The 25,330-nt window shown below is 69.9% G+C and carries 23 protein-coding genes; 19 read left to right on the top strand and 4 right to left on the bottom strand.

Translation table 11 applies throughout. From position 1 onward, the window contains the following. Positions 1–105 precede the first annotated feature (105 nt). The 9 genes from R0232_RS22525 (at position 106) to R0232_RS22485 (ending at position 9,891) form a co-directional block, all read left to right on the top strand. Positions 106–966, top strand: a complete 861-nt coding sequence (locus R0232_RS22525; RefSeq protein WP_431509480.1) for an IclR family transcriptional regulator — start codon at positions 106–108, stop codon at positions 964–966. A gap of 2 nt (positions 967–968) precedes the next feature. Beyond that, on the top strand, positions 969–2,123 hold the full coding sequence (locus R0232_RS22520) for a thiolase family protein (RefSeq protein ID WP_431509479.1): 1,155 nt from the start codon (positions 969–971) through the stop codon (positions 2,121–2,123). Next, positions 2,120–2,500, top strand: coding sequence for a Zn-ribbon domain-containing OB-fold protein (locus R0232_RS22515; protein WP_431509478.1), 381 nt, complete (start codon positions 2,120–2,122; stop codon positions 2,498–2,500). Before R0232_RS22520 ends, R0232_RS22515 begins: the two co-directional genes overlap by 4 nt. Before the next feature lie 65 nt (positions 2,501–2,565). After that, positions 2,566–3,555 carry a tripartite tricarboxylate transporter substrate binding protein gene (locus tag R0232_RS22510; protein WP_431509477.1) on the top strand — a complete coding sequence of 330 codons (990 nt, stop codon included), beginning with the start codon at positions 2,566–2,568 and terminating at the stop codon, positions 3,553–3,555. Positions 3,556–3,595: 40 nt separating this feature from the next. After that, entirely contained in the window at positions 3,596–5,692 is a 2,097-nt protein-coding gene (locus R0232_RS22505) for an acetate--CoA ligase family protein (RefSeq protein WP_431509476.1), read from the top strand. 202 nt (positions 5,693–5,894) lie between these two features. Continuing rightward, the gene (locus tag R0232_RS22500) at positions 5,895–6,740 is read left to right on the top strand and encodes an oxepin-CoA hydrolase, alternative type (protein WP_431509475.1); all 846 of its coding nucleotides are present in this window, start codon (positions 5,895–5,897) and stop codon (positions 6,738–6,740) included. Between the two features lie 102 nt (positions 6,741–6,842). Beyond that, positions 6,843–8,339, top strand: coding sequence for a circularly permuted type 2 ATP-grasp protein (locus R0232_RS22495; protein WP_093354736.1), 1,497 nt, complete (start codon positions 6,843–6,845; stop codon positions 8,337–8,339). A gap of 23 nt (positions 8,340–8,362) precedes the next feature. Continuing rightward, positions 8,363–9,319, top strand: a complete 957-nt coding sequence (locus R0232_RS22490; protein ID WP_431509474.1) for an alpha-E domain-containing protein — start codon at positions 8,363–8,365, stop codon at positions 9,317–9,319. A 29-nt stretch (positions 9,320–9,348) separates the two neighbouring features. Then, positions 9,349–9,891, top strand: coding sequence for a prolyl hydroxylase family protein (locus R0232_RS22485; RefSeq protein ID WP_431509473.1), 543 nt, complete (start codon positions 9,349–9,351; stop codon positions 9,889–9,891). A gap of 25 nt (positions 9,892–9,916) precedes the next feature. Here R0232_RS22485 and R0232_RS22480 read toward each other — a convergent pair whose 3' ends face one another. Both R0232_RS22480 and R0232_RS22475 read right to left on the bottom strand, forming a co-directional pair. Beyond that, positions 9,917–11,488, bottom strand: coding sequence for a phosphoethanolamine transferase (locus tag R0232_RS22480; RefSeq protein WP_431512923.1), 1,572 nt, complete (start codon positions 11,486–11,488; stop codon positions 9,917–9,919). Positions 11,489–11,714: 226 nt separating this feature from the next. Next, a complete protein-coding gene (locus tag R0232_RS22475; protein ID WP_208508513.1) occupies positions 11,715–12,191 on the bottom strand; it encodes a hypothetical protein in 477 nt (158 codons plus the stop codon). Between the two features lie 211 nt (positions 12,192–12,402). On the opposite strand from R0232_RS22475, the gene R0232_RS22470 reads away from it, so the two are divergent. After that, positions 12,403–12,819, top strand: coding sequence for an SH3 domain-containing protein (locus tag R0232_RS22470; protein ID WP_256223038.1), 417 nt, complete (start codon positions 12,403–12,405; stop codon positions 12,817–12,819). Between the two features lie 15 nt (positions 12,820–12,834). On the opposite strand, the gene glpK is transcribed toward R0232_RS22470, so the two are convergent. Beyond that, complete coding sequence (gene glpK, locus R0232_RS22465; protein ID WP_431509472.1) at positions 12,835–14,334, bottom strand: glycerol kinase GlpK; 1,500 nt, start codon at positions 14,332–14,334, stop codon at positions 12,835–12,837. A 7-nt stretch (positions 14,335–14,341) separates the two neighbouring features. Beyond that, positions 14,342–15,127: a DeoR/GlpR family DNA-binding transcription regulator gene (locus R0232_RS22460; RefSeq protein ID WP_093354748.1), complete on the bottom strand. Its 786-nt coding sequence runs from the start codon at positions 15,125–15,127 to the stop codon at positions 14,342–14,344. 157 nt (positions 15,128–15,284) lie between these two features. On the opposite strand from R0232_RS22460, the gene glpD reads away from it, so the two are divergent. The 9 genes from glpD to R0232_RS22415 all read left to right on the top strand — a co-directional run bounded on the left by glpD (position 15,285) and on the right by R0232_RS22415 (position 25,322). Next, the gene (gene glpD / locus R0232_RS22455) at positions 15,285–16,979 is read left to right on the top strand and encodes a glycerol-3-phosphate dehydrogenase (protein ID WP_431509471.1); all 1,695 of its coding nucleotides are present in this window, start codon (positions 15,285–15,287) and stop codon (positions 16,977–16,979) included. Beyond that, complete coding sequence (locus tag R0232_RS22450) at positions 16,979–18,052, top strand: ABC transporter ATP-binding protein (protein ID WP_431509470.1); 1,074 nt, start codon at positions 16,979–16,981, stop codon at positions 18,050–18,052. The genes glpD and R0232_RS22450 overlap by 1 nt, the downstream gene beginning before the upstream one ends. A gap of 1 nt (position 18,053) precedes the next feature. After that, the gene (locus R0232_RS22445) at positions 18,054–19,133 is read left to right on the top strand and encodes an ABC transporter ATP-binding protein (RefSeq protein ID WP_296798109.1); all 1,080 of its coding nucleotides are present in this window, start codon (positions 18,054–18,056) and stop codon (positions 19,131–19,133) included. After that, positions 19,130–20,020, top strand: coding sequence for a carbohydrate ABC transporter permease (locus R0232_RS22440; RefSeq protein WP_203201731.1), 891 nt, complete (start codon positions 19,130–19,132; stop codon positions 20,018–20,020). The genes R0232_RS22445 and R0232_RS22440 overlap by 4 nt, the downstream gene beginning before the upstream one ends. Next, positions 20,017–20,829 (top strand): carbohydrate ABC transporter permease, encoded by an 813-nt coding sequence (locus tag R0232_RS22435; protein ID WP_296777404.1) that lies wholly within the window; start codon positions 20,017–20,019, stop codon positions 20,827–20,829. Before R0232_RS22440 ends, R0232_RS22435 begins: the two co-directional genes overlap by 4 nt. 13 nt (positions 20,830–20,842) lie before the next feature. Continuing rightward, on the top strand, positions 20,843–21,151 hold the full coding sequence (locus tag R0232_RS22430) for a DUF2160 domain-containing protein (protein ID WP_093354762.1): 309 nt from the start codon (positions 20,843–20,845) through the stop codon (positions 21,149–21,151). Positions 21,152–21,252: 101 nt separating this feature from the next. Next, positions 21,253–22,983: an ABC transporter substrate-binding protein gene (locus tag R0232_RS22425; RefSeq protein ID WP_093354765.1), complete on the top strand. Its 1,731-nt coding sequence runs from the start codon at positions 21,253–21,255 to the stop codon at positions 22,981–22,983. Between the two features lie 223 nt (positions 22,984–23,206). Next, complete coding sequence (locus R0232_RS22420) at positions 23,207–24,190, top strand: dialkylrecorsinol condensing enzyme (protein ID WP_431509469.1); 984 nt, start codon at positions 23,207–23,209, stop codon at positions 24,188–24,190. Beyond that, the gene (locus R0232_RS22415) at positions 24,180–25,322 is read left to right on the top strand and encodes a beta-ketoacyl-ACP synthase III (RefSeq protein WP_431509468.1); all 1,143 of its coding nucleotides are present in this window, start codon (positions 24,180–24,182) and stop codon (positions 25,320–25,322) included. Before R0232_RS22420 ends, R0232_RS22415 begins: the two co-directional genes overlap by 11 nt. Positions 25,323–25,330: the final 8 nt, after the last annotated feature.

Below are 25,330 nucleotides of genomic sequence, written 5' to 3'. Positions count from 1 at the left end.
TTCGCTGGCAGCAACTTCTTCGCGTTTTCTTGACCGCGTGGGGGCGCGGTCCTCCAATGGCGCCGATATCGCGGTTCCATGGAACGAAACAAAGAGACAAGACCGATGGCCCTCCGACCCCGTGCCGCCAGCTCCGTGCTGGCCGACAGCGCCACCGAACCGACCTCCTCGGTCGAGCGGGCCTGCCGCATCCTGCGCGCGCTCTCCGACCCCGGCATCGCGCGCCTGACCGACATCGCCGCCGCGACCGGCCTCGACAAGACCACCGTGCTGCGCCTGCTCGAGGTGCTGATGCGCGACGGCTTCGTGGTGCGCGACGCCGCATCCAAGCACTACCGCCTCGGCGCCGAACTGCTGGTGCTGGGGGCCGCGGCGCTCGCGCGCTTCGATCCGCGCCCGCTGGTGCGCCCGAGCCTGCTGCGCCTCACGGGCCGCTTCGAGGACAGCGTGATCCTCTCGATCCCGAGCGGCGTCGAGTCGCTGTGCGTGGACGTGGAGGAGGGCCGCTTCCCGATCCGCGCCAACTACCTGTCGGTGGGCAGCCGCCGCCCGCTCGGCGTGGGCGCCGGCAGCCTCGCGCTGCTGGCCTGGATGCCCGAGGCCGAGCGCAAGGCCGCGCTGGCGGTGATCGCGCCGCAGCTCAAGCGCCATCCGCGCATCACGCCCAAGCTGCTCGAGGCCCATGCGCGCGAGGCGCGCGAGCGCGGCCACGCGGTGCTGCTCGACGTGGTGGTCGAGCGCATGGGCGGCATCGCGGTGCCGATCCTCGGTGCCGACGGGCGGCCGGTGGCCGCGATCAGCATCGCCGCGCTCAGCGACCGCATCACCTCGCGCGAGGCCGAGCTGGCCCAGGCGCTGAAGCGCGAATGCGCGACCTGCGAAGTGCTGTGGAGCGGCGCCGCGCACCACGGCGCGCTGGCCACCCGCAGCACCCAGACCGGCGGTCGCCGCGCGCGGATGCACTGAGCATGAACCCGCCGATCGCCTACCTCGCCGCCGCCGGCGGCACCGCCTTCGGCCGCCACGAAGGCCGCGACGCGCTCGCGCTGATGGCCGAGGCCGCGCAGCAGGCGCTGGACGATGCCGGCCTGCGCCGCGCCGACATCGACGGCGTGCTGTGCGGCTACGCGACCACGCTGCCGCACCTGATGCTCTCGACGCTGTTCTGCGAGCGCTTCGCGCTGCGGCCGGCCTATGCCCACAGCCTGCAGCTCGGCGGCGCCACCGGCAGCGCCATGCTGATGCTGGCGCGCGACCTGGTGCGCGCGGGCCGCTGCCGCCGGGTGCTGGTGGTGGCGGGCGAGAACCGGCTCAGCGGGCAGTCGCGCGACAGCGCGATCCAGACCCTGGCGCAGGTGGGCGATGCCGATTTCGAGGTGCCCAACGGCGCATCGGTGCCGGCCTACTACGGGTTGCTGGCCTCGCGCTACCTGCACGAGACCGGCGCGTGCGAAGCCGACCTCGCCGAGCTCGCGGTGCTGATGCGCACCCATGCGGCGGGCCATCCCGATGCGCACCTGCGCACGCCGGTCACGCGCGAGGAGGTGCTGGCCTCGAAGCCGATCGCCGCGCCGCTCAAGTTGCTCGACTGCTGCCCGATCTCCGACGGCGCGATGGCGCTGGTGGTGTCGGCCGAGCCCGATGGCGACAGCGGCGTGGTGCTGGCCGGCGCGGGCCAGGCCCATCGCCACCAGCACCTGAGCGCGCTGGCCGACGTCCTGCAGTGCGGCGCGGCCGAGGCAGCGCAACGCGCCTTCGACGAGGCGGGCCTGGGCCTCGCCGACATCGACGGTCTCGGCATCTACGACTCCTTCACCATCACGCTGGCCATGCTGCTCGAGGAGATCGGCTTCGCGCCGCGCGGCGGCGCGGCCCGGCGCGTGCGCGACGGCGACTTCCGCGCCGACGGGCCGCTGCCGCTCAACACCCATGGCGGCCTGCTGTCCTTCGGCCATTGCGGCGTGGCCGGCGGCATGGCGCACACGGTGGAGCTGTTCCGCCAGATGGCGGGCCGGGCCGGCACGCGCCAGCTGCGGCGGCCGCGGCACGCCTTCGTGCATGCCGACGGCGGCGTGATGTCCTCGCACGTGAGCCTGATCCTGTCGCGCGAGGAGGCACGATGAGCGGCGCCATCCCCACGCTGGCCGCGCCCTTCGTCGAGGGACTGCAACGCCGCGAGCTGCGCTTCCAGGCCTGCCTCGATTGCGGCCGGGCCCAGACGCTGGCGCGCCATGCCTGCGCGCACTGCGGCGGCACGCGGCTCGATTGGCGGACCGCGAGCGGCCGCGCGACGGTGCATGCCGTCACCGTGGTCGCGCGCGCGCCCTCCGACGCCTTCCGCGCGCTCGCGCCCTACACGCTGGTGCTCGCCATGCTCGACGAGGGGCCGCGCCTGATGGCGCATGCCCAGCCCGGCGTGCGCATCGGCGAGCGCGTGGCGGCCGGCTACTTCGAGCACGCGGGCCGGGTGCTGGTGCGCTTCGCGCCCATGCCGGACTGATTCCGATCGCGCCGGCCCCCGGCGACTTCGCTTCCTCGACCCCCCATCCACGCAGGAGACACCGCATGCCACCGTTTCGCACTCTCGCCCGCCGCCACGTCCTCGGCGCGCTGGCCGCCACCGCCTGCCTCGCGGGCCTGCCCGCGGCCTGGGCGCAGGGCTATCCGACCAAGCCGGTCAAGCTGGTGGTGCCGTACCCGCCGGGCGGGCCGACCGACATCGTCGCGCGCATCGTGGCGCAGAAGCTCTCGGAGCAGACCGGGCAGCAGTTCATCGTCGACAACCGCCCCGGCGCGGGCGGCAACACCGGCGCCGAGTTCGTGGCGCGCAGCGCGCCCGACGGTTACACGCTGGTGGTCGCGACCACCGCGCATGCGATCAACCCCTCGCTGTTCAAGCACCTGGGCTATCGCGTCACGAAGGACCTGGCGCCGGTGTCGCTGCTGACCAGCGGCCCGCTGGTGATCGTCGCCAACCCCGAGCTGCCCGCGAAGAACGTGGCCGAGCTGATCGCACTGGCGAAGGCGAAGCCGGGGCAGCTGAACTTCGCGTCCTCGGGCAACGGGCAGTCGACCCACCTGTCGGCCGAGCTGTTCGCCTCGATGGCCGGCGTGAAGATGACCCACGTGCCCTACAAGGGCAGCGCGCCGGCGCTGACCGACGTGATGGGCGGGCAGGCGCAGCTGATGTTCGACACCATGCTCTCGGCCATGCCGCACGTGAAGGGCGGCAAGCTCAAGGCGCTGGCCGTGACCGGCGCGAAGCGCTCGCCGGCCGCGCCCGAGCTGCCCACGGTGGCCGAATCGGGCCTGCCGGGCTACGAGGCCATCGCCTGGAACGGCCTGCTCGCGCCGGCCGGCACGCCGCCCGAGACGATCGCGCGGCTGAGTGCCGAACTGCGCAAGGCGCTCACGCTGCCCGAGGTCCGCGAGAAGTTCGAGGCGCAGGGCTTCGCGGCCACCTGGAACACGCCCGAGGCCTTCGGCGGCTTCCTGCAGGCCGAGGTCGAGAAGTGGGCCCAGGTGGTCAAGGTCTCGGGCGCCACGCTCGATTGAGCGCCGCCCGGCCGCCCCGTATCGATCCATGAAAGCGCCCATGTCCGACCTGCTCGAATCCGCCCTGAACCCCCGATCCGTCGCCGTCATCGGCGCCTCCGAGAACATCCACAAGATCGGCGGCCGCCCGATCCACTACATGCGCAAGCACGGCTTCGCCGGCCGCATCTATCCGATCAACCCGGCGCGCGAGGAAGTGCAGGGGCTGCGCAGCTACGCCTCGCTGGCCGCGCTGCCCGAGGTGCCCGACCTGGCGCTGGTGATCGTGGGCGGCGAGAAGGCCGTGGCCGCGGTCGACGACTGCGCCGCGCGCGGCGTGAAGTCGGCGGTGGTCATCGCCTCGGGCTTCGGCGAGGCCGGCGAGGAGGGCCGCGAGGTGCAGCGCGCCATGACGGCGCGCGCCCGTGCCGCCGGCATGCGGCTGTACGGCCCCAACACGCAGGGGCTGGCCAACTTCGGCACCGGCGCCATCGCGGGCTTCTCGACCATGTTCCTCGAGGTGCCGCCGGCCGACGGCCCGATCGGCGTGGTGAGCCAGAGCGGCGGCATGAGCGCGATGGCCTACGGCCTGCTGCGCGGGCGCGGCCTGGGCGTGCGCCACGTGCATGCCACCGGCAACGAGGCCGACGTGGGCGTGTCCGAGCTGGCCTGGGCGGTGGCGCACGATCCCGCGGTGAAGCTGCTGCTGCTGTACCTCGAGAACATCGCCCATCCCGAGCTGCTGGCGCGCACCGCCGCCTATGCGCGCGAGCGCGACCTGCCGATCGTCGCGGTGAAGGCCGGGCGCTCGGAGAGCGGCCAGCGCGCCGCCTCCTCGCACACCGGCTCGCTGGCCAACGAGGACCGCGCGGTCGATGCCTTCTTCCACCGCCACGGCATCTGGCGCGTGCGCGATCCGCATGCGCAGGCGCTCGCGGCCGAGGCCTACCTCAAGGGCTGGCGGCCCGAGGGCCGGCGGCTGGTGGTGGTCAGCAACTCGGGCGCGAGCTGCGTGATGGGCGCCGATGCCTCCGAGGCCTTCGGCCTGCCGCTGGCGCCGCTCTCGGCCGAGACGCGGCGCGAGGTGGCCGCGCGGCTGCCGGGTTTCGCGACCGCGACCAACCCGATCGACGTCACGGCCGCGCTGCTGTCGGACAGCGGCCTCTTCGGTGGCGTGCTGCCCGTGCTGGCGCGCGACCCGGCGGCCGACCTGTTCTTCGTCAACATCCCGGTGGCGGGCGCGGGCTACGACGTGCAGGCCTTCGCGGCCGACACCGCGGCCTTCGAGGCCGCGAGCGGCAAGCCGGTGGTGGTGGCCGCCTGGCAGGACAGCGTGGCAGCGCCGTTCCGCGCGCGCGGCATCCCGACCTTCGCCAACGAGACCGAGGCGCTGGGCGTGCTGGCGCAGCTGGCCTCGCACACGGCGCTGATGCGCGAGCGGCACGTGCCCTGGCCGCAGGACGCGGCGCCCGTGCTGCCGCCCGGCGAGGGGCGTTTTCTCAACGAGGCGCAGAGCCTCGCGCTGCTGGCCGCGCAGGGCGTGCCGGTGGTCGCGCACCGGCTGTGCCGCAGCGCCGACGAGGCACGCGACGCCTGGGGCGCGGTGGGCGGGCCGGCGGTGGTCAAGGCCTGCTCGGCCGACGTGCCGCACAAGTCCGAGCACGGCCTGGTGGCGCTGGGCGTCGACAGCGCGCAGGCGGCGGGCGCGCTGTTCGAGACCCAGTGGCGCCGGCTGGCCGAACTCGGCGCGGCACGCGAGGGCGTGATCGTCGCGGCCATGCGCAAGGGGCGGCACGAATGCATGGTCGGCGCGCGCCACGACCCGGTGTTCGGCCCGGTCGTCGTGGTGGGCGACGGCGGCAAGTACGTCGAGGCGCTGCAGGACGTGGCGGTGCTGCTGCCGCCCTTCGCCGCGGCGGACGTGAAGGCGGCGCTGAAGACGCTGCGCATCGCGCCGCTGCTCGAGGGCGTGCGCGGCGAGCCGCCGCTCGACGTCGATGCGCTGGCCGACATCGCGGTCGCCGTCGGCCGGCTGCTGGCCGCGGCGCCCGGGCGCATCGCTTCGATCGACGTGAATCCGGTGATGGTGGGCGCGCGCGGCGAGGGCGCGCTGGTGGTCGATGCGCTGGTCGAGCGGTCGGTGGAGTTGAAATCGTGAACTAGTTGTTAAAAGCACGCGAACAAGCCCTTGCCAAGTCGCTGCCGGTGGCGTCCCATCCGTTGTAGCGAACCAGGGCCTGTTAACACTATGCAAGGCGACCCATTGCATAGCGTTAACAGGCCCTGAAACAAACAGGGGGAAGTCGCATGCAACCGCACAGGCGCGAGGACGTTCCACGTCCTTTTCCCGGAGCCGCGCCATGACGGGCGCCGCTCCGGCCATCACCAGCAGCCATGCCGGCACCAGCTCCGCCGCGCGGCTCAAGACGCACCGCGACGGCCCGGTGCTGGTGCTGACGCTCAGCAATCCCGGCGTGCGCAACGCGCTCAGCCCCGCGGTCTACCGCGCCGCGGCCAAGGCCATGCGCGACGCCGCGGGCTTTCGCACGGTGCGCGCCATCGTGCTGTGCGGGGAGGGCGATCACTTCAGCGGCGGCGGCGACCTGCGCCGGCTGGCCCGCCAGCGCCGGCTGCCGGCCGCCGAGCAGCACGAGCACCTGGCGGCGCTGCACGACTGGATCCACGCGATCGAGGCGGCGCCGCAGCCGGTCATCGCCGCGGTCGAGGGCGCGGCGGCCGGAGGCGGCTTCTCGCTGGCCCTGGCCTGCGACCTGATCGTGGCGGCCGAGGACGCGAAGTTCGCCACCTCCTTCGTGACCATGGGCCTGACGCCCGACGGCGGCGCCACCGATTCGCTGGCGCGCGCGCTGCCGCCGCAGGCCGCGCTCGAGCTGCTGCTCGACGGCACGCCCTGCACGGCGCAGCGGCTGCACGGCTGGGGCGTGGTCAACAAGGTGGTGCCGCCCGGCGAGGCCTGCGCCGCGGCGCTCGAGTGGGCGCAGCGGCTGGCGCGCGGCCCGTTCGAGGTGCAGGCGCGCATCAAGCAGCTCGTGCACGCGGCGCGCGGGCGCAGCCGGCGCGAACAGCTCGACGCCGAGCGCGAGTTCTTCGTCGCCAGCCTCTATGGCGACGAGAGCGCGGAGCGCATCAAGGCCTTTCTCTCGCCGCGCCGCGAGCGCGTCGCCGGCGAGGCCCCGGTGCTCTGAAGGCGCGAAAAAAATTTCGACCGCCGCCTTCCCGGGCTTGGCATCAGGGGTTCTACTGGCCTCGAACTTGCTAAGCTATGGCTCAAGGAGATTGGTCGTTCCATGCACAAATTCGACGAGATGTATGAGCAGCTCCCCTATGCGGGAGCCGCGATCCGGCAGCACTACAAGCGATACGACCAATGGCTAGCGAAGCAACCCGGCGAGGTGATGCGTTCGCGGCGCGAAGAGGCGGAAATGATCTTCCGCCGGGTCGGTATCACCTTCGCCGTGTACGGCGCCAAGGACGAGGACGGCTCGGGCACCGAGCGGCTGATCCCGTTCGACCTGCTGCCCCGGATCATTCCGGCGCACGAGTGGGACAGCATGGAGAAGGGGCTGGTACAGCGCGTCACGGCGCTCAACCGCTTCCTGCATGACGTCTACCACGACCAGGAAATCATCAAGGCCGGCATCATCCCGGCCGAGCAGATCCTCAACAACGCCCAGTTCCGCCCCGAGATGATGGGCGTGAGCGTGCCGCACAACGTCTACTCGAACATCTCGGGCATCGACATCGTGCGCGCGCCCGACGCCAGCGGCAACGGCGAGTACTACGTGCTCGAGGACAACCTGCGCGTGCCCAGCGGCGTGAGCTACATGCTCGAGAACCGCAAGATGATGATGCGGCTGTTCCCCGAGCTGTTCAACCAGAACCGCATCGCGCCGGTGGCGCACTACCCCGACCTGCTGCTCGAGACCCTGCGCGCCAGCGCGCCGGCCGCGACGGCCGAGCCCACGGTGGTGGTGCTCACGCCCGGCATGTACAACAGCGCCTACTTCGAGCACGCCTTCCTCGCGCAGCAGATGGGCGTCGAGCTGGTCGAGGGGCAGGACCTGTTCGTGCGCGACAACTTCGTCTACATGCGCACCACGCGCGGACCGAAGCGCGTCGACGTGATCTACCGCCGCGTCGACGACGACTTCCTCGACCCCGAGGTGTTCCGCCCGAGTTCCACGCTCGGCTGCGCGGGCCTGATGCGCGCCTACCGCGACGGCAACGTCGTGATCTGCAATGCCGTGGGCACCGGCGTGGCCGACGACAAGTCGATCTATCCGTACGTGCCGAAGATGATCGAGTTCTACCTCGGCGAGCAGCCGATCCTCAAGAACGTGCCGACCTACATGTGCCGCAACAAGGACGAGCTGCAGTACACGCTCGACAACATGAAGGACCTGGTGGTCAAGGAAGTGCACGGCGCCGGCGGCTACGGCATGCTGATCGGCCCGGCCGCCACGCAGGCCGAGATCGAGGACTTCAAGAAGGCCGTGATCGCCAAGCCCGACGGCTACATCGCCCAGCCCACGCTGAGCCTGTCGACCTCGCCGACCTTCGTCGACGCCGGCATCGCGCCGCGCCACATCGACCTGCGGCCCTTCGTGCTCTCGGGCAGCGAGGTGCAGATGGTGCCCGGCGGCCTCACGCGCGTGGCGCTCAAGGAAGGCTCGCTGGTGGTCAATTCCTCGCAGGGCGGCGGCACCAAGGACACCTGGATCCTCGAGGCCGACCGCACGGCCAAGCCGAAGACGCAGTCCCAGTCGCAGAGCCAGTCGGCCTGAGTGCAAGAAGCCCGGAGAACCACATGCTGTCCCGCACCGCAGACCACCTCTACTGGATGTCCCGCTACACCGAGCGCGCCGAGAACACCGCGCGCATGCTCGACGTCAACTACCAGACCTCGCTGCTGCCGCAGTCGGCCGAGGTCGCCAAGTACGGCTGGCAGGGCGTGCTCTCGATCAGCGAGCTGCTGCCCTCGTACAACCAGAAGTACGACCAGATCGCGCCCAACGAGGTGATGGAGTTCATGGTCAAGGACGAGAGCAATCCGTCCTCGATCGTCTCCTGCCTCAAGGCCGCGCGCGAGAACGCCCGCGCGGTGCGCGGCGCGCTGACCACCGAGGCCTGGGAAACGCAGAACACCACCTGGCTCGAGGTCAATCGCATGCTGCGCGCGGGCGACTTCGAGCGCGACCCCGGCCAGTTCTTCGAATGGGTCAAGTTCCGCTCGCACCTCTCGCGCGGCGTCACGCTGGGCACGATGCTGCAGGACGAGGCTTTCCACTTCTCGCGCCTGGGCACCTTCCTCGAACGCGCCGACAACACGGCGCGGCTGGTCGACGTGAAGTTCCACGCGCTCAACAGCGAGTTCTTCGGTGCCGCCACCGAGGAGGACCAGGAGTACGACTTCTATCACTGGAGCGCGATCCTGCGCAGCGTCTCGGCCTTCGAGGTCTACCGCAAGGTCTACCGCGACGTGATCAAGCCCGAGCGCGTGGCCGAGCTGCTGATCCTGCGCGCCGACATGCCGCGCTCGCTGCATGCGAGCCTGGCCGAGGTGGTGGCCAACCTCGCGAAGGTGCAGAACGAGCAGAGCGCCGAAACCCAGCGCCGTGCCGGCAAGCTGCTGGCCGACCTGCAGTACGCGCGCGTCGACGAGATCCTCGCCACCGGCCTGCATGCCTACCTCACGCAGTTCCTCGACCGCGTGAACGAACTCGGCGTGCGCATCAGCCAGGACTTCCTGGTGCCGGCGCACTGAACGGCGACCTCCCGGGGCGAAAGCGGCGAATGAACCTCGTGGTCCATTCGCCGCGCGCGTTTTCGGTCGAGCGATTTCTTTGCGTCGACGAATGCGCGGCGCTGATCGCGCTGGCCGAGCGCGAGGGTTTCGCGGCGGCCGGCGTGCGTACCGCCGACGGCCCCAAGGCCATGCCCGCGATCCGCAACAACGAGCGCGCGATGCTCGCGGCGCCCGAATGGGTGGCGCTGATCTGGCAGCGCCTTCGCCAGGTCGAGCTGCCGCAGCTCGAGGGCGAATCGGCGCTGGCGCTGCCGCGCGAGCTGCGCTTCTACAAGTACCTGCCGGGCCAGCGCTTCAAGATGCACAAGGACGGCCCCTGGCACGAGGACGGCCGCACGAGCCGGCTCACGCTGCTGGTCTATCTCAACGACGGTTTCACGGGCGGCGACACCGATTTCCGCGACTTCCGCGTGAAGCCCGAGGCCGGCGCGGCACTGCTGTTCGTGCACGACACCTGGCACGAGGGCGCGGCCATCGAAGCCGGCACGAAGTACGTGCTGCGCTCCGACGTGATGTACGGCGCGGCCTGAGCGCACCGCCGCCACCGCTTCGAGCTCAGCGCTCGAACGACTCCACCGCCACCGGCAGCACGGGCGCCTCCCAGCGGTAGCCGGCGCCGAGCACGTCGCGCTCGGGCCGCTGGCCGTTCCAGCGGATGTCGAGCAGGTTCATCAGCGTCCAGCCGGCCCAGTCGGCGCGGAACGGTTGCTGCGGCTGTTGCGGTGCATGGCCCGCGAACGGTGTCTGCGGATGGCGCCAGATCACGGTCGGGATGCGGTAGCCCGAGGCGGTCGCGGGGCTGTGGCCCGCGCGGTCGCTGCCGTGGCCCACTTCCTGGCCATGGTCCGACAGGTACATCCAGGCGCGGTGCTCCTGCGGCAAGCCCGCGCTGCGCGTCTGCTGCAGCAGCTCGGACACCACGAAGTCGTGATAGAGCAGGGCGGCGTCGTACTCGTGACGGTAGTGGCGCACCCAGGCCGAGCGGCCGTTCTTCACCAGGCCGGTCTCGACCGCGTCGATGTTGTCGTCGAAGGGATTGGCGTCGGGCGGAAAGCGCAGGCTGTAGTGCGGATGGGCGCCCATCAGGTGCACCACGATCAGCTTGCGGTCGGCGCTGGTGTCGGCCAGCGCTTCCTGCATGCAGTCGAGGATCTCGCCGTCGAGCGAGGCGCTCGCGCGGCCCGGCGTGCGGTTGACCATGTCGACCACGTCGGCGTAGCGCGCATGCTGCTGCTCGATCGCGAGGTCGTCGTGGTTGCTGATCCACCAGACCTTGTAGCCGGCCGCGCGCGCGAGCGCGATCAGGTGCGGCGGGTTCTCGCTCTCGGGCAGGCCGAAATGGAACATGTTGCGCAACGCGGGCACGGTGGTGGCATCGACCGACCAGGCGTTGCGCAGCACCTCCATGTGCGCGCCCGCCTGCGCCTTGTGGGCCAGCAGGCGCGGCGTGGTCGGACGGCCATAGCCGTAGAGCCCCATGTTGTCGCGGTTGATGCTGTCGGTGATCACCAGCACCACGGTCGAGGGCCCCGCGCGCTCGACCACGGGCGCGATGGCCTTGGCGCGCGCGAGCATCTGCTTGCGCGTGCGTTCCTGGTCGGCCCAGAGGCCGCGCAGCGCATGCACCGACTGCGCCCACTGCGACCAGAAGGCCACCGGGTGCAGCCGGCGCCAGGGCTTGCTGGCGTAGCCGACGCAGGCGACCAGCAGCAGCAACGCGATCAGCGCCGTGGCCCAGGCCGGCGGGCGCGTGCGCGGGCCGTCGTTCGCCGCGGTGGCGCCGCGCCGCGCGAAGGCCGCCACCAGCAGGGCGGCCGCGGCCGCCGCGCCGCTCCACAGCAGCGCCGAGCGCCAGTGCATCTGCAGGTACTCGCCGCTCTCGCGCGCATTGGTGTTGGCCGCGGCGCTCAGCACCATGGCGCCGTCGGGCGCGGCCTGGTAGGTGTCGAGCAGGTAGGCGCGCAAGGCGCCGTCGACGGCGAAGGCCAGGGTCCAGGCGCAGGCCAGCACGGTGCGCCAGCGGCGCACGCGCGCGCTGCGCACCGGCCAGGCCAGCCACAGCACCATCGGCAGCGCCAGCACCGCGAGCTGCGCGATGCGACGCCCGTCGTGGCCGAGCACGATCATCGCGAGCAGGGTGGCGGCCACCACGCCGCAGGCGAGCAGGCCGTTGCTGCGCGCGGTATCGGGGGAGGGAATGGCCGGCGCCTGGAGCAGGTCGGGGGCTTGGGCGGGCGGCGGGGTCAAGCGGGGCAGGCGGAGGGTGGGGCGCAGGCGGATTCTGCCGCTCCGGGCCGGCGTCGCCGGCAGTGCCCCCGCCGCCCGCGAGGACTTCGCCCGTCCCCGAGGACGACTACGCGGCCGCGGCGCCCTCGCTGATCTCGCGGCAGTTCATCTGCAATTGCTGGAAGTGCGAGCGCCAGGCGACCGCATCGATCCAGCGATCGAGGTCGAGCTTGAGCCGGACCTCGCGCTCGCCGTCTTCCAGGTGCTGCGCGAGCTTCACGCGCAGGCCGCTGCCGGTGGGCTGGGTGGCGATCTCCACGCTGGTCTCGAGCAGCGGGATCACGATGCGCTGGACCTGGCCGGCCTCGCGGCGCTTCTTGAGCACCACGTGGCAGTCGTCCTGGCTCACGAGCTTGCGGTGCACGGTGCCGCTCGCGGTCGCGCCGAGCGCGAGGTAGCCGTTGAGGGCGCGCAGATGCTGGTCGCCCGTCATGTGGCGCACGTTCGGCGCATCCTCGCTCGGGTAGCCGTCGGTGCAGCCCGACACGAGCAGGCCGAGGGCGAGCAGCGTGGCCGTGGCGGCCCATGCAAGGGGGCGCGGCACTCGCCGCGCACGGTCGTTTCGATGATTCCTGGGAGGCGGAGGCATCGCGCAAGTATCGACCAGCCGTCGATCGGTCGCGGAACTTCTGCGGCGCACGCGGCCCAGAAAGGCTCGCGCCGGCCTCGCCGGCCCTCTGGAAAACCCTTGCGCTCGAGAAAGGAAACCCTCCTCCATGAACGGATTCAGCCGACTGCCCGCACTCCTCCTCGTCATGACCCTGCTGCTCGTCTCGGCCCCGGCCGCGTGGGCGCGCGAGATGGTCAGCTCCGCGGTCAAGACGCTCAATCTGCGCAGCGGCCCGGGCGTGGGCAACCCCGCGCACTGGACCGTGACGCACGGCTATCCGTTCCAGGTGCTCCAGCGCAAGGGCGACTGGCTGCAGGTGCGCGACTTCGAGGGTGACCGTGCCTGGGTCTACCGCTCGATGACCAACAAGGTGCCGCACCGCGTGGTGAAGGCGCAGGTGGCGAACCTGCGGCGCGCGCCGGGCGCGCGCAGCCCGATCGTGAAGAAGGCCGGCTATGGCGACGTGCTGCGCACGCTCGAGCGGCGCGGCAAGTGGACCAAGGTGCGCCACGAGGGCGGCGCGGTCGGCTGGGTCGCGACCAGCCTCACCTGGGGCTGGTAGGCCCGGTCCAGGCGCTCAGGCCTGCGTGGCCTGGCGCACCGCGCGCTCCCAGCGCGCCATCGATTCCTCGGCCTGCGCGCGGCCCATGGTGGGCATGAAGCGGCGTTCCACCTTCCACAGCTTGGAGAGCTGGCCGACGTCGCCGTAGACGCCGGTCGACAGCCCCGCGAGGTAGGCCGCGCCGAGCGCGGTGGTCTCGACCACCTCGGGCCGCACCACCGGGATGCCCAGCAGGTCGGCCTGGAACTGCATCAGCAGGTCGTTCACGCTGGCGCCGCCATCGACGCGCAGCTCGGCCACCGGCTTGCCGCCCGCGGCCACCGCGTCGCGGCTCATGGCCTGCAGCAGCGCGGCGCTCTGGTAGGCGATGCTCTCGAGCGCGGCGCGCGCGATGTGGGCCACGGTGGTGCCGCGCGTGAGGCCGGTGATGGTGCCGCGCGCGTCGGCGTTCCAGTAGGGCGCGCCCAGGCCGGTGAAGGCCGGCACCATCATCACGCCGCCCGCGTCGGGCACGCTCTCGGCCAGCGACTGCACCTCGGCGCTGCCCTTGATCGCCTTGAGGCCGTCGCGCAGCCACTGCACCACGGCGCCACCCACGAACACGCTGCCTTCCATCGCGTACTGCGGCTGTGCCGTGGTCTGCGCCGCGCTGGTCACGAGCAGGCCGTTGCTCGAGGGCTGGAAGGCCTCGCCCGTGTGCATCAGCAGGAAGCAGCCGGTGCCGTAGGTGTTCTTGGCCATGCCGGCCTCGAAGCAGGCCTGGCCGAACAGCGCGCTCTGCTGGTCGCCGGCCACGCCGCCCACCGGCAGCGAGCGGCCCAGCAGCGCGGCGTCGGTGTCGACGAAGTGCGAGGCCGAGGGTTGCACCGCCGGCATCAGCTCGGCGGGGATGCGTAGCGCCGCCAGCAGCTCGGCATCCCACTGGTTGCTGTGCACGTTGAACAGCATGGTGCGCGAGGCATTGCTCACGTCGGTCACGTGCTTGCGTCCGCCCGTGAGCTGCCACATCAGCCAGCTGTCGATGGTGCCGAAGGCGAGCTCGCCGCGCTCGGCCTGCTCGCGGGCGCCGGGCACGTTGTCGAGCAGCCAGCGCAGCTTGGTGCCCGAGAAGTAGGCATCGATCACGAGGCCGGTCTTCTCGCGGATGGTGTCGGCCAGGCCCTCCTCGCGCAGCTGGGCGCACAGCGGCTCGGCGCGCCGGTCCTGCCACACGATCGCGTGATGCACCGGCTTGCCCGTCTTGCGGTTCCACAGCACGGTGGTCTCGCGCTGGTTGGTGATGCCGATGGCATGGATGTCCTCGGGCCGCAGCTTCGCCTTGGCGATGACCTCGCGCGCGGTCGCGAGCTGGCTGTCCCAGATCTCGAGCGGATCGTGCTCGACCCAGCCCGGCTGCGGATAGATCTGTTTGAGTTCCTTCTGCGCGATGGCCACCACGTGGCCGCCGCGGTCGAACACGATGCTGCGCGAGCTGGAGGTGCCCTGGTCGAGGGCGAGCAGGTAGGTGGTCGTCATGCGGGAGTCATTCCTTCGGGGTCTGATGGGGCCGGGCGATCTCGAGCCGCACCTGCGCGTCGCGCAGCAGCGTCGGGAAGGGATCGGGCGGTTCCGCATCGGTGAAGAGGCGGTCGATCTGAGACAGGGTACCGAGCTGGATCATCGCGGGGCGGTTGAACTTGCTCGCGTCGGCCGCGAGCCAGACCTCGCGCGCCTGCGCGATGATGGTCTGCGCCACCTTCACCTCGCGCAGGTCGAAGTCGCGCAGCGAGCCGTCGGACTCGATGCTCGACACGCCGATCAGCGCGATGTCGACCTTGAACTGCCGGATGAAATCGATCGTGGCCTCGCCCACGACGGCGCGGTCGCGCGCGCGCACCGAGCCGCCCGCCACGATCACCTCGCACTGGCTGTTGCCGCTCAGGATGGTCGCCACGTTCAGGTTGTTGGTGATCACGCGCAGGCCGCTGTGGCGCATCAGCGCCTTCGCGATCGCCTCGGTCGTGGTGCCGATGTTGAGGATCAGCGAGCAGTCGTTCGGCACCAGTTCGGCCACGCGCCGCGCGATGCGCGCCTTGCCGTCGGCATGCAGTGTCTCGCGCTGCTGGTAGCCGATGTTCTCGGTGGTCGAGCTCGGCACGCGCACGCCGCCGTGGAAGCGGGTCAGCAGGCCTTCGTCGGCCAACCGCTGCACGTCGCGCCGCACGGTCTGCAGGGTCACGCCGAGCATGTCGGCGAGCTGTTCGACCGTGACCGAGCCGCGCGCGCGCACGGTGTCGAGGAGATTGATCTGGCGAGGGTTGGAATTCACTGAGTGGGGGCGAAAACGAATGAAAGTAAGCCGAGAGTACGCAAAAAAACACGGGATGGCCGGTGACCCGGCGTTGGGCGCGTCACTTTATAGAACGAAAAAAAACGAACATCTCTAAGGGAAAACTCGGAGGAAAATCGCGCCATAAGGAACTCAAATGAAAAAAACCGAAAATACAATGGCCGCCTTCGGTGACTTTGGTCACGCATCGAAACAACAAGAGACGGGCGAAAGGACGGGTGGCATTCCAGTGAGCGATCTCTCCCAGAATCCGCCGGCACCGGCCACCGACTGCGATGTGCTGATCGTCGGCGGCGGCATCAACGGCTGCGGCATCGCGCGCGATCTCGCGGGCCGCGGCTGGCGCGTGGTGCTGTGCGAGAAGGACGATCTCGCTTCCCATACCTCGTCTTCTTCCACCAAGCTGATCCACGGCGGGCTGCGCTACCTCGAGTACTACGAGTTCTCGCTGGTGCGCAAGGCGCTGCAGGAGCGCGAGGTGCTGCTCAAGAGCGCGCCGCACATCATGTGGCCGCTGCGCTTCGTGATGCCGCACGACCCCTCGATGCGCCCGGCCTGGATGATCCGCATCGGCCTGTTCCTCTACGACCACCTCGCCAAACGCGAGGTGCTGCCGGCCTCGCGCGGCGTGGACCTGCGCACCCATGCCGCGGGCGCGCCGCTCAAGCCGCAGTTCAAGCGCGGCTTCGTCTATTCGGACGGCTGGGTCGACGACGCGCGGCTGGTGGTGCTCAACGCGCTCGATGCGCGCGCACGCGGCGCCGAGGTGCTCACGCGCACCCGCTGCGTGCATGCGCGCCGCGAGGCCGACGGCTGGACCGCGGTGCTCGAGGGCCCCGACGGCACGCACCGCACGGTGCGCGCCCGCGCGGTCGTGAATGCCGCCGGGCCCTGGGCCGAATCCTTCCTGCGCGGCGTGGCGAAGCCCGCCAACGGCGAGGCACTGGCCACCAAGAGCCTGCGCCTCGTGAAGGGCAGCCACATCGTGGTGCCGCGCGTGTTCGCGCACGACCACGCCTACATCTTCCAGAACCCCGACAAGCGGATCATCTTCGCGATCCCCTACCAGGACGACTTCACGCTGATCGGCACCACCGACATCGAGTTGCATGGCGACGACCCGGGCGCGGCGCGCATCGCCGACGAGGAGGTCGAGTACCTCTGCACCCAGGCCAGCCGCTATTTCGAGCAGCCGATCGCGCCGAGCGACGTGGTGTGGACCTACTCGGGCGTGCGCCCGCTGCTCGACGATGCCTCGGGCGATCCGTCGGCGGTCACGCGCGACTACATGCTCGAGTCGAACACCGCCGCCGCGCCGCTGCTGTCGGTGTGGGGCGGCAAGATCACCACCTTCCGCAAGCTGGCCGAGGACGCCGCCGACGAGGTCGGCCGCATGCTGGGCCAGCCGAACAGCCAGCGCCCGGCCTGGACCGAGGGCGCCTTCCTCGCGGGCGGCGACCTGTCGGCCTGGATCGGCGCGGCGCAGCGGCCCGACGGCGACTTCGAGCGCTTCCTGGCCGCCGTGCAGCAGCGCTACGGCTGGCTCGACGCGAAGCTCGCGCGCCGGCTCGCGCGTGCCTACGGCGCGCGCATCGGCGAACTGCTCGGCGATGCGGCATCGATGGCCGACCTCGGCGCCGAGGTGGCGCCCGGCCTGCATGAGCGCGAGCTGCGCTTCCTGCAGCGCGACGAATGGGTGGTGAGCGCCGACGACGTGCTGTGGCGCCGCTCCAAGCTCGGGCTGCGCTACACGCCGCAGCAGCGCCGGCAGGTGGCCGACTGGCTGGATGCGCGGCAGGAGATTCCGGCAATGCAAGGGAGGGAAGGCTGATGCAGCTGTCACTGGAGCGCGTGACCAAGAAGGTCGGCGCGCAAACCTGGCTCTACGAGCAGAGCATCGCGCCGAAGAGCGGCGCGGTGACCGTGCTGCTCGGCGCCACGCAGGCCGGCAAGACCAGCCTGATGCGGCTGATGGCCGGCCTCGACACGCCCACCGAGGGCCGGGTGCTGGTCGACGGCCAGGACGTCACCGGCATGCCGGTGCGCGAACGCAACGTGGCGATGGTCTACCAGCAGTTCATCAACTACCCCTCGCTGAAGGTGGCCGACAACATCGCCTCGCCGCTCAAGCTGCGCGGCGAATCGAACATCGACGCGCGCGTGCGCGCTTTGGCCGACAAGCTGTCCATCGGCATGTTCCTCGACCGCTATCCGCAGGAGCTCTCGGGCGGCCAGCAGCAGCGCGTGGCGCTGGCGCGCGCGCTGGCCAAGAACGCGCCGCTGATGCTGCTCGACGAGCCGCTGGTGAACCTCGACTACAAGCTGCGCGAAGGCCTGCGCGAGGAACTCACGCAGCTGTTCGCGGCCGGGGACTCGACCGTGATCTACGCCACCACCGAGCCCGGCGAGGCGTTGCTGCTCGGCGGCCACACCGCGGTGATGGATGCCGGCGAGCTGCTGCAGTACGGCCCGACCGCCGAGGTGTTCCATGCGCCGCAGTCGCTGCGCGTGGCGCGCGCCTTCAGCGATCCGCCGATGAACCTGCTGGCCGGCACCGCCGCCGCGGGCAGCGTGCAGCTGGCGCGCGGGCCGGCGCTGGCGCTCGCGCTGCCCGAGTCGGTGGCGGGCGCGGTCACCATCGGGCTGCGCGCGAGCGCGCTCGACGTGGAAGCGGGCGAGGGCGACATCGCGCTGCCCGGCACCGTGGAGCTGGCCGAGATCTCGGGCTCCGACACCTTCGTGCACGTGGAGACCGCGGTCGGCGAACTGGTGGCGCAGCTCACCGGCGTGCACCGCTTCGAGCTGGGGGCCTCGATCACGCTGTACTTCAGCGCGGCGCGGGCCTATGTGTTCGATGCCGGCGAGAAGCTGGCGCGCGCGCCGGCATGGCGCAAAGGAAACTGAGATGGCCCGCATCGACCTCGACCTGGCCCACGCCTACCGCCCGAACCCGACGCAGGACAGCGACTATGCGCTGCTGCCGCTCAAGATGAGCTTTCGCGACGGCGGCGCCTACGCCTTGCTCGGCCCCTCGGGCTGCGGCAAGACCACCATGCTGAACATCGTCTCGGGCCTGCTCGTGCCCTCGCAGGGCACGGTCAGGTTCGACGGCCGCGACGTGACGCAGGCCACGCCGCAGGAACGCAACATCGCGCAGGTGTTCCAGTTCCCGGTGATCTACGACACGATGACCGTGGCCGAGAACCTCGCGTTCCCGCTGCGCAACCGCAAGATGCCGGCCGACCAGATCAGGAAGCGCGTCGGCGAGATCGCCGAGATGCTCGACATGAGCGGCCAGCTCAACCAGCGCGCCGCGGGCCTCGCGGCCGATGCCAAGCAGAAGATCTCGCTGGGCCGCGGCCTGGTGCGCAGCGACGTCTCGGCGGTGCTGTTCGACGAGCCGCTGACCGTGATCGACCCGCACCTCAAGTGGCAGCTGCGGCGCAAGCTCAAGCAGATCCACCGCGAGCTCAAGCTCACGCTGATCTACGTCACGCACGACCAGGTCGAGGCGCTGACCTTCGCCGAGGAGGTGGTGGTGATGACGCGTGGCAAGGCGGTGCAGGTGGGCAGCGCCGACGCGCTGTTCGAGCGCCCGGCCCATACCTTCGTCGGCCACTTCATCGGCTCGCCGGGCATGAACTTCCTCGCGGCCCGCAGCGCCAACGGCACCATCGAGGTGGCGGGCACGCCGCTGGTGCCCACGCGCGAACTGCCGGCGGGCGAACTCAAGATCGGCATCCGTCCCGAATACCTGCGGCTGGCCCCGGCCGGTGCCGGCGGCGCCGTGCCCGCGACGGTGGCACAGGTGCAGGACGTGGGCACCTACACGATGGTGAGTGCCCGTACCGAGGGCGGCGACGGCAGCCCGCTCAAGGTGCGCCTGCATCCCGACGAGCAGCCGCCCGCGGTGGGCGACACCGTGTGGCTGCGCGTGCTGGATGCGCACACCTGCTACTACAAGGACGAGGAGCTGGTCGCATGAACGCCACCAACAAACCGATCAACCAGAAGGCCTGGTGGCTCGTGCTGCCGGTGCTGATCTGCGTCGCCTTCTCGGCCATCGTGCCGCTGATGACGGTGGTGAACTACTCGGTGCAGGACATCATCTCGCCCGAGCGCCGCGTCTTCGTCGGCACCGAATGGTTCGCCGCCGTGATGCGCGACGACGAGCTGCACCAGGCGCTGTGGCGCCAGCTCGGCTTCTCGCTCGCGGTGCTGCTGGTCGAGATCCCGCTGGGCATCGCGCTCGCGCTGTCGATGCCGGCCAAGGGCTGGAAGTCCTCGGCCGTGCTGGTGGTGGTGGCGCTCTCGCTGCTGATTCCCTGGAACGTGGTCGGCACCATCTGGCAGATCTACGGCCGCGCCGACATCGGCCTGCTGGGCCACGCGCTGCAGAAGCTCGGCGTGGACTACAACTACACCGGTAGCGCCACCGACGCCTGGCTCACGGTGCTGGTGATGGACGTCTGGCACTGGACGCCGCTGGTGGCGCTGCTGTGCTATGCCGGCCTGCGCTCGATCCCCGATGCCTACTACCAGGCCGCGCGCATCGACGGCGCCAGCAAGTTCGCGGTGTTCCGCTACATCCAGCTGCCCAAGATGCGCGGCGTGCTGATGATCGCGGTGCTGCTGCGCTTCATGGACAGCTTCATGATCTACACCGAGCCCTTCGTGCTGACGGGCGGCGGGCCGGGCAATGCCACCACCTTCCTGAGCCAGTACCTGACGCAGAAGGCCGTGGGCCAGTTCGACCTGGGTCCGGCGGCGGCGTTCTCGCTGATCTATTTCCTCATCATCCTGCTGCTGTGCTTCGTGCTCTACAACTGGATGCAGCGGGTGGGTACGCAAGAGGTGGAGAAAGAGCAATGAACGACAAGCGGTTCCACAAGCGCAGCATCTTTTTGGTGCTGTACATCCTGTTCGCGCTGTTGCCCATCTACTGGATGATCAACATGAGCTTCAAGACGAACGAGGAGATCCTCTCGAGCTTCTCGTTCTTCCCGCAGCAGCTCACCTGGGCCAACTACGCGCGCATCTTCACCGACGAGTCGTGGTACTCGGGCTACATCAACAGCCTGATCTACGTGGCGATCAACACCGTGATCTCGCTGACCGTGGCACTGCCGGCGGCCTATGCCTTCTCGCGCTACTCGTTCCTCGGCGACAAGCACGTGTTCTTCTGGCTGCTGACGAACCGCATGACGCCGCCCGCGGTGTTCCTGCTGCCGTTCTTCCAGCTCTACAGCACGGTCGGCCTGATGGACACGCACCTGGGCGTGGCGCTCGCGCACCTGCTGTTCAACGTGCCGCTCGCGGTCTGGATCCTCGAAGGCTTCATGAGCGGCATCCCGCGCGAGATCGACGAGACGGCCTACATCGACGGCTATTCGTTCCCGCGCTTCTTCCTCACCATCTTCCTGCCGCTGATCAAGGCCGGCGTGGGCGTGGCCGCCTTCTTCTGCTTCATGTTCAGCTGGGTCGAGCTGCTGCTGGCGCGCACGCTCACGAGCGTGAACGCCAAGCCGATCGTGGCGACGATGACGCGCACCGTGAGCGCCTCGGGCATGGACTGGGCGACCCTGGCGGCGGCCGGCGTGCTGACCATCGTGCCGGGCGCGATCGTGATCTGGTTCGTGCGCCACTACATCGCAAAAGGCTTTGCGATGGGCCGCGTCTGAGGAGACAACAGAGATGTTCGACTGGATGGTCTGGACCACCCCGGTGGCCGTTTTCTTCATCTGCATCGTGCTCATGCTGGCCGGCATGACGGTGTGGGAGCTCAAGTCGCCGACCACGCTGCGCCGCGGCTGGCTGCCGATCGCCACCACGCGCGGCGACCGGCTGTTCATCGGCCTGCTGTCGGCCGCCTACGTCAACCTGGCCTTCGTCGGCCTGGCCGACAAGTTCCAGGCCTGGTTCAGCCTCGAGGCCGAGCCCTCGGTCTGGATCAGCTTCGTGCTGTCGATGGCGCTGCTCGCGCTGATCCTGCGCAAGGGCTGAACGCGGCGCGCCTTCTTCTTTCCACAACGAATCCGGCTCTCCGCCTCCCCGGAGCCGCGATCGACAAAGCCGGGGAAGCAATCAACCGAGGAGACACGTTCATGAAGATGCGCTACACAGCGTTGGCGTTGGCGGCTGCGATGTTCGCCGCGCACGGTGCGTCGGCCGGGGAGGCCGAAGCCAAGAAATGGATCGACAGCGAGTTCCAGCCTTCGACCTTGTCCAAGGACAAGCAGATGGAGGAAATGAAGTGGTTCATCGAGGCCGCGAAGAAGCTGCAGGCCAAGGGCGTGAAGGAGGTGTCGGTCGTTTCCGAAACGCTGACCACCCATGAATACGAATCGAAGACGCTGGCCAAGGCCTTCGAGGAGATCACCGGCATCAAGGTCAAGCACGACCTGATCCAGGAAGGCGACGTGGTCGAGAAGCTGCAGACCTCGATGCAGTCGGGCAAGTCGATCTACGACGGCTGGGTCTCCGACTCCGACCTGATCGGCACCCACTACCGCTACGGCAAGATCATGTCGCTGACCGAGTACATGGGCGGCGCGGGCAAGGAGTTCACCAACCCCGGCCTCGACCTCAAGGACTTCATCGGCACCAGCTTCACGACCGCGCCCGACGGCCAGCTCTACCAGCTGCCCGACCAGCAGTTCGCCAACCTCTACTGGTTCCGCGCCGACCTGTTCGCGCGCAAGGACCTGCAGGACAAGTTCAAGGCCAAGTACGGCTACGACCTGGGCGTGCCGCTGAACTGGAGTGCTTACGAGGACATCGCCGAGTTCTTCAGCACCGACGTGAAGACCATCGACGGCAAGCCGATCTACGGCCACATGGACTACGGCAAGAAGGACCCGTCGCTGGGCTGGCGCTTCACCGATGCCTGGCTGTCGATGGCCGGCGCGGCCGACAAGGGCATCCCGAACGGCATGCCGATCGACGAATGGGGCATCCGCGTGGCGGCCGACAAGTGCACGCCGACCGGTGCATCGGTGTCGCGCGGCGGTGCGACCAATTCGCCGGCCGCGGTCTACGCGCTCACCAAGTACATCGACTGGATGAAGAAGTACGCGCCCAAGGAAGCCATGGGCATGACCTTCGGCGAATCCGGTCCGGTGCCGGCGCAGGGCCAGATCGCGCAGCAGATCTTCTGGTACACGGCCTTCACCGCCGACATGACCAAGAAGGGCCTGCCGGTCGTCAACGAGGACGGCTCGCCCAAGTGGCGCATGGCCCCCGGCCCGAACGGCCCGTACTGGAAGCAGGGCATGCAGAACGGCTACCAGGACGTGGGCTCGTGGACCTTCTTCAAGGGCCACGACGCCAACAAGACGGCCGCGGCCTGGCTCTACGCGCAGTTCATCACCGCCAAGACCACCTCGCTGAAGAAGTCGATCACCGGCCTGACCTTCATCCGCGACAGCGACATCCGCTCGGACTACTTCACGCAGAACGCCAACAAGTACGGCGGCCTGATCGAGTTCTACCGCAGCCCGGCGCGCGTGGCCTGGACCCCGACCGGCACCAACGTGCCCGACTATCCGAAGCTCGCGCAGCTGTGGTGGAAGAACGTGGCCGAGGCCGTGACCGGCGAGAAGACCCCGCAGAAGGCGATGGACAACCTGGCCGACGAGATGGACAACGTGATGGCCCGCCTCGAGCGCGCCGGCATGGCCAAGTGCGCGCCCAAGCTCAATCCCAAGGGCGACCCAGCCAAGTACCTGAGCGACGACCACGCGCCGTGGAAGAAGCTGGCCAACGAGAAGCCCAAGGGCGAGACCATCGACTACAACAAGCTGCTGACGGCCTGGAAGGAAGGCAAGGTTCGCTGATCGGGACGATCGCCCGAACCCTGCCCGCAGGGGCCGTGCCGCGAGGCGCGGCCCCTTTTTTGCATGCGCGCCCGGCATGCGGCCCCGGGGCCTACGAGTCCTCGTACGCCGCGCGTCGCCGGTTGGCCGCATCCTTTCGATGCATGACCTATGGCAGATGCGCGATGCCGGGGCATCGCGTACATTCGACGGCCCTTCGAACCGCCCACCCGTGAATTCCAGCTTGTCCAGCCCTTCCGAGGCCGTCGCGCCCCCCATCGCCAAGCGCGTGCTCGTGATCCACTATTCGCAGACCGGCCAGCTCGGCAGCGTCGCCGAGCGGATCGTGGCGCCGCTGCGCGACGACCCGGCGATCGCGGTGCACGTGGAGACGCTGCGGCCGGTGCGGCCCTTTCCGTTCCCCTGGGGCTTCATCCGCTTCTTCGACGCCTTTCCCGAGACCGCGCACATGAAGCCGCCCGCGCTGCAGCCGCTGGCGCTCACGGGCGAGGAGGACTTCGACCTCGTGATCCTGCCCTACCAGGTGTGGTTCCTCGCGCCCTCGCAGCCGATCACGGCCTTCCTCAAGCACCCGGTGGCGGCGCGCCTGCTCCAGGGCAAGCCCGTGGTCACGGTGATCGCCTGCCGCAACATGTGGCACCTCGCGCACGAGAAGCTCAAGGGCCTGCTGGCCGCCATCGATGCGCGGCTGATCGACAACGTGGTGCTGACCGATCCGGGCCCCACGCTCGCCACTTTCTTCACCACCCCGGCCTGGCTGGTCTGGGGCCGCAAGCGCGGCTTCTGGGGCATGCCCGACGCGGGCCTCGAGCCGGGCCAGATCGCGTGCACCGTGCGCTTCGGCCGCGCGCTGCGCGATGCGCTGCACCAGGGGCTCGAGCGCGGCACCGCGCCGCTGCTCGCGGGCCTGGGCGCGGTCAACGCCAACGCGCGGCTGCTGGTCAGCGAGAAGGCCGGCACGCGCAGCTTCTTCCTCTGGGGCAAGCTCTTGATGGCCGCCGGCGGTCCCGGGGCCTGGCAGCGCAAGCCGCTGCTGGTGCTGTACGTGCTGTTCCTGCTCGCGCTGATCGTCACCGTGGTCCCGGTGAGCCTCACGCTGCAGGCGCTGCTGCGCCCTCTGCTGCGAGGGTGGCTGACTAGAATGACCGCCCATTTCGAGTGGCCCTCCGGCTCGGCCACGGACCGTTCCCATCTCTATGACGACTGATGTCTTCCTGACCCGTACCGCCGCCTTCCTGCCTTTTGCTCCGGTCAGCAACGAAGACATCGAAGAAGTCCTGGGCCGCGTCGGCGACCGGGTGTCGCGTGCGCGACGCCTGATCCTGCGCAGCAACGGCATCCAGTCGCGCCACTATGCGATCGACCGCGCGACCGGCCTGCAGGCCATGAGCAATGCCGAGCTCACCGCCGCGGCGATCCGCAACCTGGGCACGCCCGAGGAGCTGGGGCGCATCGACTGCCTCGTCACCGGCACCTCGATGCCCGACCAGTTGATGCCCAACCATGCGGTGATGGTGCACGGCGAGCTCGGCTGGCCGCGGCTCGAGGTGGTGGCCTGCGCGGGCATCTGCCTGGCCGGCGCCACCGCCCTCAAGCACGCCTGGCTCTCGGTGCGCGCGGGCGATGCCGAGCGTGCCGTGGCCACCGGCTCGGAGCTGGCCTCGCCGCTGATGCGCGGCTCGCGCTTCGAGGCCGAGATCGAGCACCGCATCGACCTGCTCGAGACCAATCCCGAGATCGCGTTCGAGAAGGACTTCCTGCGCTGGATGCTGTCCGATGGCGCGGGCGCCGTGCTGCTGGAGCGCGCGCCGCGCGGCCCGCTGTCGCTCAAGGTCGAGTGGATCGATCTCTCCTCGGCCGCGCACGAGCTGCCGGTGTGCATGTATGCCGGCGCCGACCGCAACGCCGACGGCAGCCTCACCGGCTGGGCCCGCACCGCGCCGCGCGACTGGCACCGCGACTCCACCTTCGCGATCAAGCAGGACGTGCGGCTGCTCAACGAGAACATCGTGCGCGCCACGCTCGGCGAGCCGCTCGCGGCCATCGTCGAGAAGCGCGGCCTGCGGCCCGAGGACGTCGACTGGTTCCTGCCGCACCTGTCGTCGAGCTACTTCGTGGAACCGGTGGCGCGTTGCCTCGAGCAGATGGGCTTCGCGATTCCGCGCGAGCGCTGGTTCAGCAACCTGGTCAGCAAGGGCAACACCGGTTCCGCCTCGCCCTACATCATGCTCGACGAGCTGTTCCGCTCGGGCCGCATCCGGCCCGGCCACAAGCTGCTGATGTTCGTGCCCGAGAGCGGCCGCTTCTCGAGCGGTTTCATCTACCTCGAGGCCGTCTGACACGAAGC

The sequence above is a fragment of the Variovorax sp. DAIF25 genome (assembly GCF_050711835.1).
GTDB lineage: Bacteria > Pseudomonadota > Gammaproteobacteria > Burkholderiales > Burkholderiaceae_C > Variovorax.
Note: the sequence above shows the minus strand (reverse complement) of the source record. Positions and strands in the feature narration are given on the sequence as shown.

What these genes read in the sequence shown, in the direction of transcription:
- R0232_RS22425 (WP_093354765.1), top strand. Translation starts at nt 21,253, where the DNA reads ATGAAGATGCGCTACACAGCGTTGGCGTTGGCGGCTGCGATGTTCGCC.
- R0232_RS22505 (WP_431509476.1), top strand. Translation starts at nt 3,596, where the DNA reads ATGTCCGACCTGCTCGAATCCGCCCTGAACCCCCGATCCGTCGCCGTC.
- R0232_RS22440 (WP_203201731.1), top strand. Translation starts at nt 19,130, where the DNA reads ATGAACGCCACCAACAAACCGATCAACCAGAAGGCCTGGTGGCTCGTG.
- R0232_RS22430 (WP_093354762.1), top strand. Translation starts at nt 20,843, where the DNA reads ATGTTCGACTGGATGGTCTGGACCACCCCGGTGGCCGTTTTCTTCATC.
- R0232_RS22485 (WP_431509473.1), top strand. Translation starts at nt 9,349, where the DNA reads ATGAACCTCGTGGTCCATTCGCCGCGCGCGTTTTCGGTCGAGCGATTT.
- R0232_RS22415 (WP_431509468.1), top strand. Translation starts at nt 24,180, where the DNA reads ATGACGACTGATGTCTTCCTGACCCGTACCGCCGCCTTCCTGCCTTTT.
- R0232_RS22435 (WP_296777404.1), top strand. Translation starts at nt 20,017, where the DNA reads ATGAACGACAAGCGGTTCCACAAGCGCAGCATCTTTTTGGTGCTGTAC.
- R0232_RS22525 (WP_431509480.1), top strand. Translation starts at nt 106, where the DNA reads ATGGCCCTCCGACCCCGTGCCGCCAGCTCCGTGCTGGCCGACAGCGCC.
- glpD (WP_431509471.1), top strand. Translation starts at nt 15,285, where the DNA reads ATGAAAAAAACCGAAAATACAATGGCCGCCTTCGGTGACTTTGGTCAC.
- R0232_RS22480 (WP_431512923.1), bottom strand. Translation starts at nt 11,488, where the DNA reads ATGATCGTGCTCGGCCACGACGGGCGTCGCATCGCGCAGCTCGCGGTG.
- R0232_RS22470 (WP_256223038.1), top strand. Translation starts at nt 12,403, where the DNA reads ATGACCCTGCTGCTCGTCTCGGCCCCGGCCGCGTGGGCGCGCGAGATG.
- glpK (WP_431509472.1), bottom strand. Translation starts at nt 14,334, where the DNA reads ATGACGACCACCTACCTGCTCGCCCTCGACCAGGGCACCTCCAGCTCG.
- R0232_RS22515 (WP_431509478.1), top strand. Translation starts at nt 2,120, where the DNA reads ATGAGCGGCGCCATCCCCACGCTGGCCGCGCCCTTCGTCGAGGGACTG.
- R0232_RS22520 (WP_431509479.1), top strand. Translation starts at nt 969, where the DNA reads ATGAACCCGCCGATCGCCTACCTCGCCGCCGCCGGCGGCACCGCCTTC.
- R0232_RS22490 (WP_431509474.1), top strand. Translation starts at nt 8,363, where the DNA reads ATGCTGTCCCGCACCGCAGACCACCTCTACTGGATGTCCCGCTACACC.
- R0232_RS22445 (WP_296798109.1), top strand. Translation starts at nt 18,054, where the DNA reads ATGGCCCGCATCGACCTCGACCTGGCCCACGCCTACCGCCCGAACCCG.
- R0232_RS22510 (WP_431509477.1), top strand. Translation starts at nt 2,566, where the DNA reads ATGCCACCGTTTCGCACTCTCGCCCGCCGCCACGTCCTCGGCGCGCTG.
- R0232_RS22495 (WP_093354736.1), top strand. Translation starts at nt 6,843, where the DNA reads ATGCACAAATTCGACGAGATGTATGAGCAGCTCCCCTATGCGGGAGCC.
- R0232_RS22500 (WP_431509475.1), top strand. Translation starts at nt 5,895, where the DNA reads ATGACGGGCGCCGCTCCGGCCATCACCAGCAGCCATGCCGGCACCAGC.
- R0232_RS22450 (WP_431509470.1), top strand. Translation starts at nt 16,979, where the DNA reads ATGCAGCTGTCACTGGAGCGCGTGACCAAGAAGGTCGGCGCGCAAACC.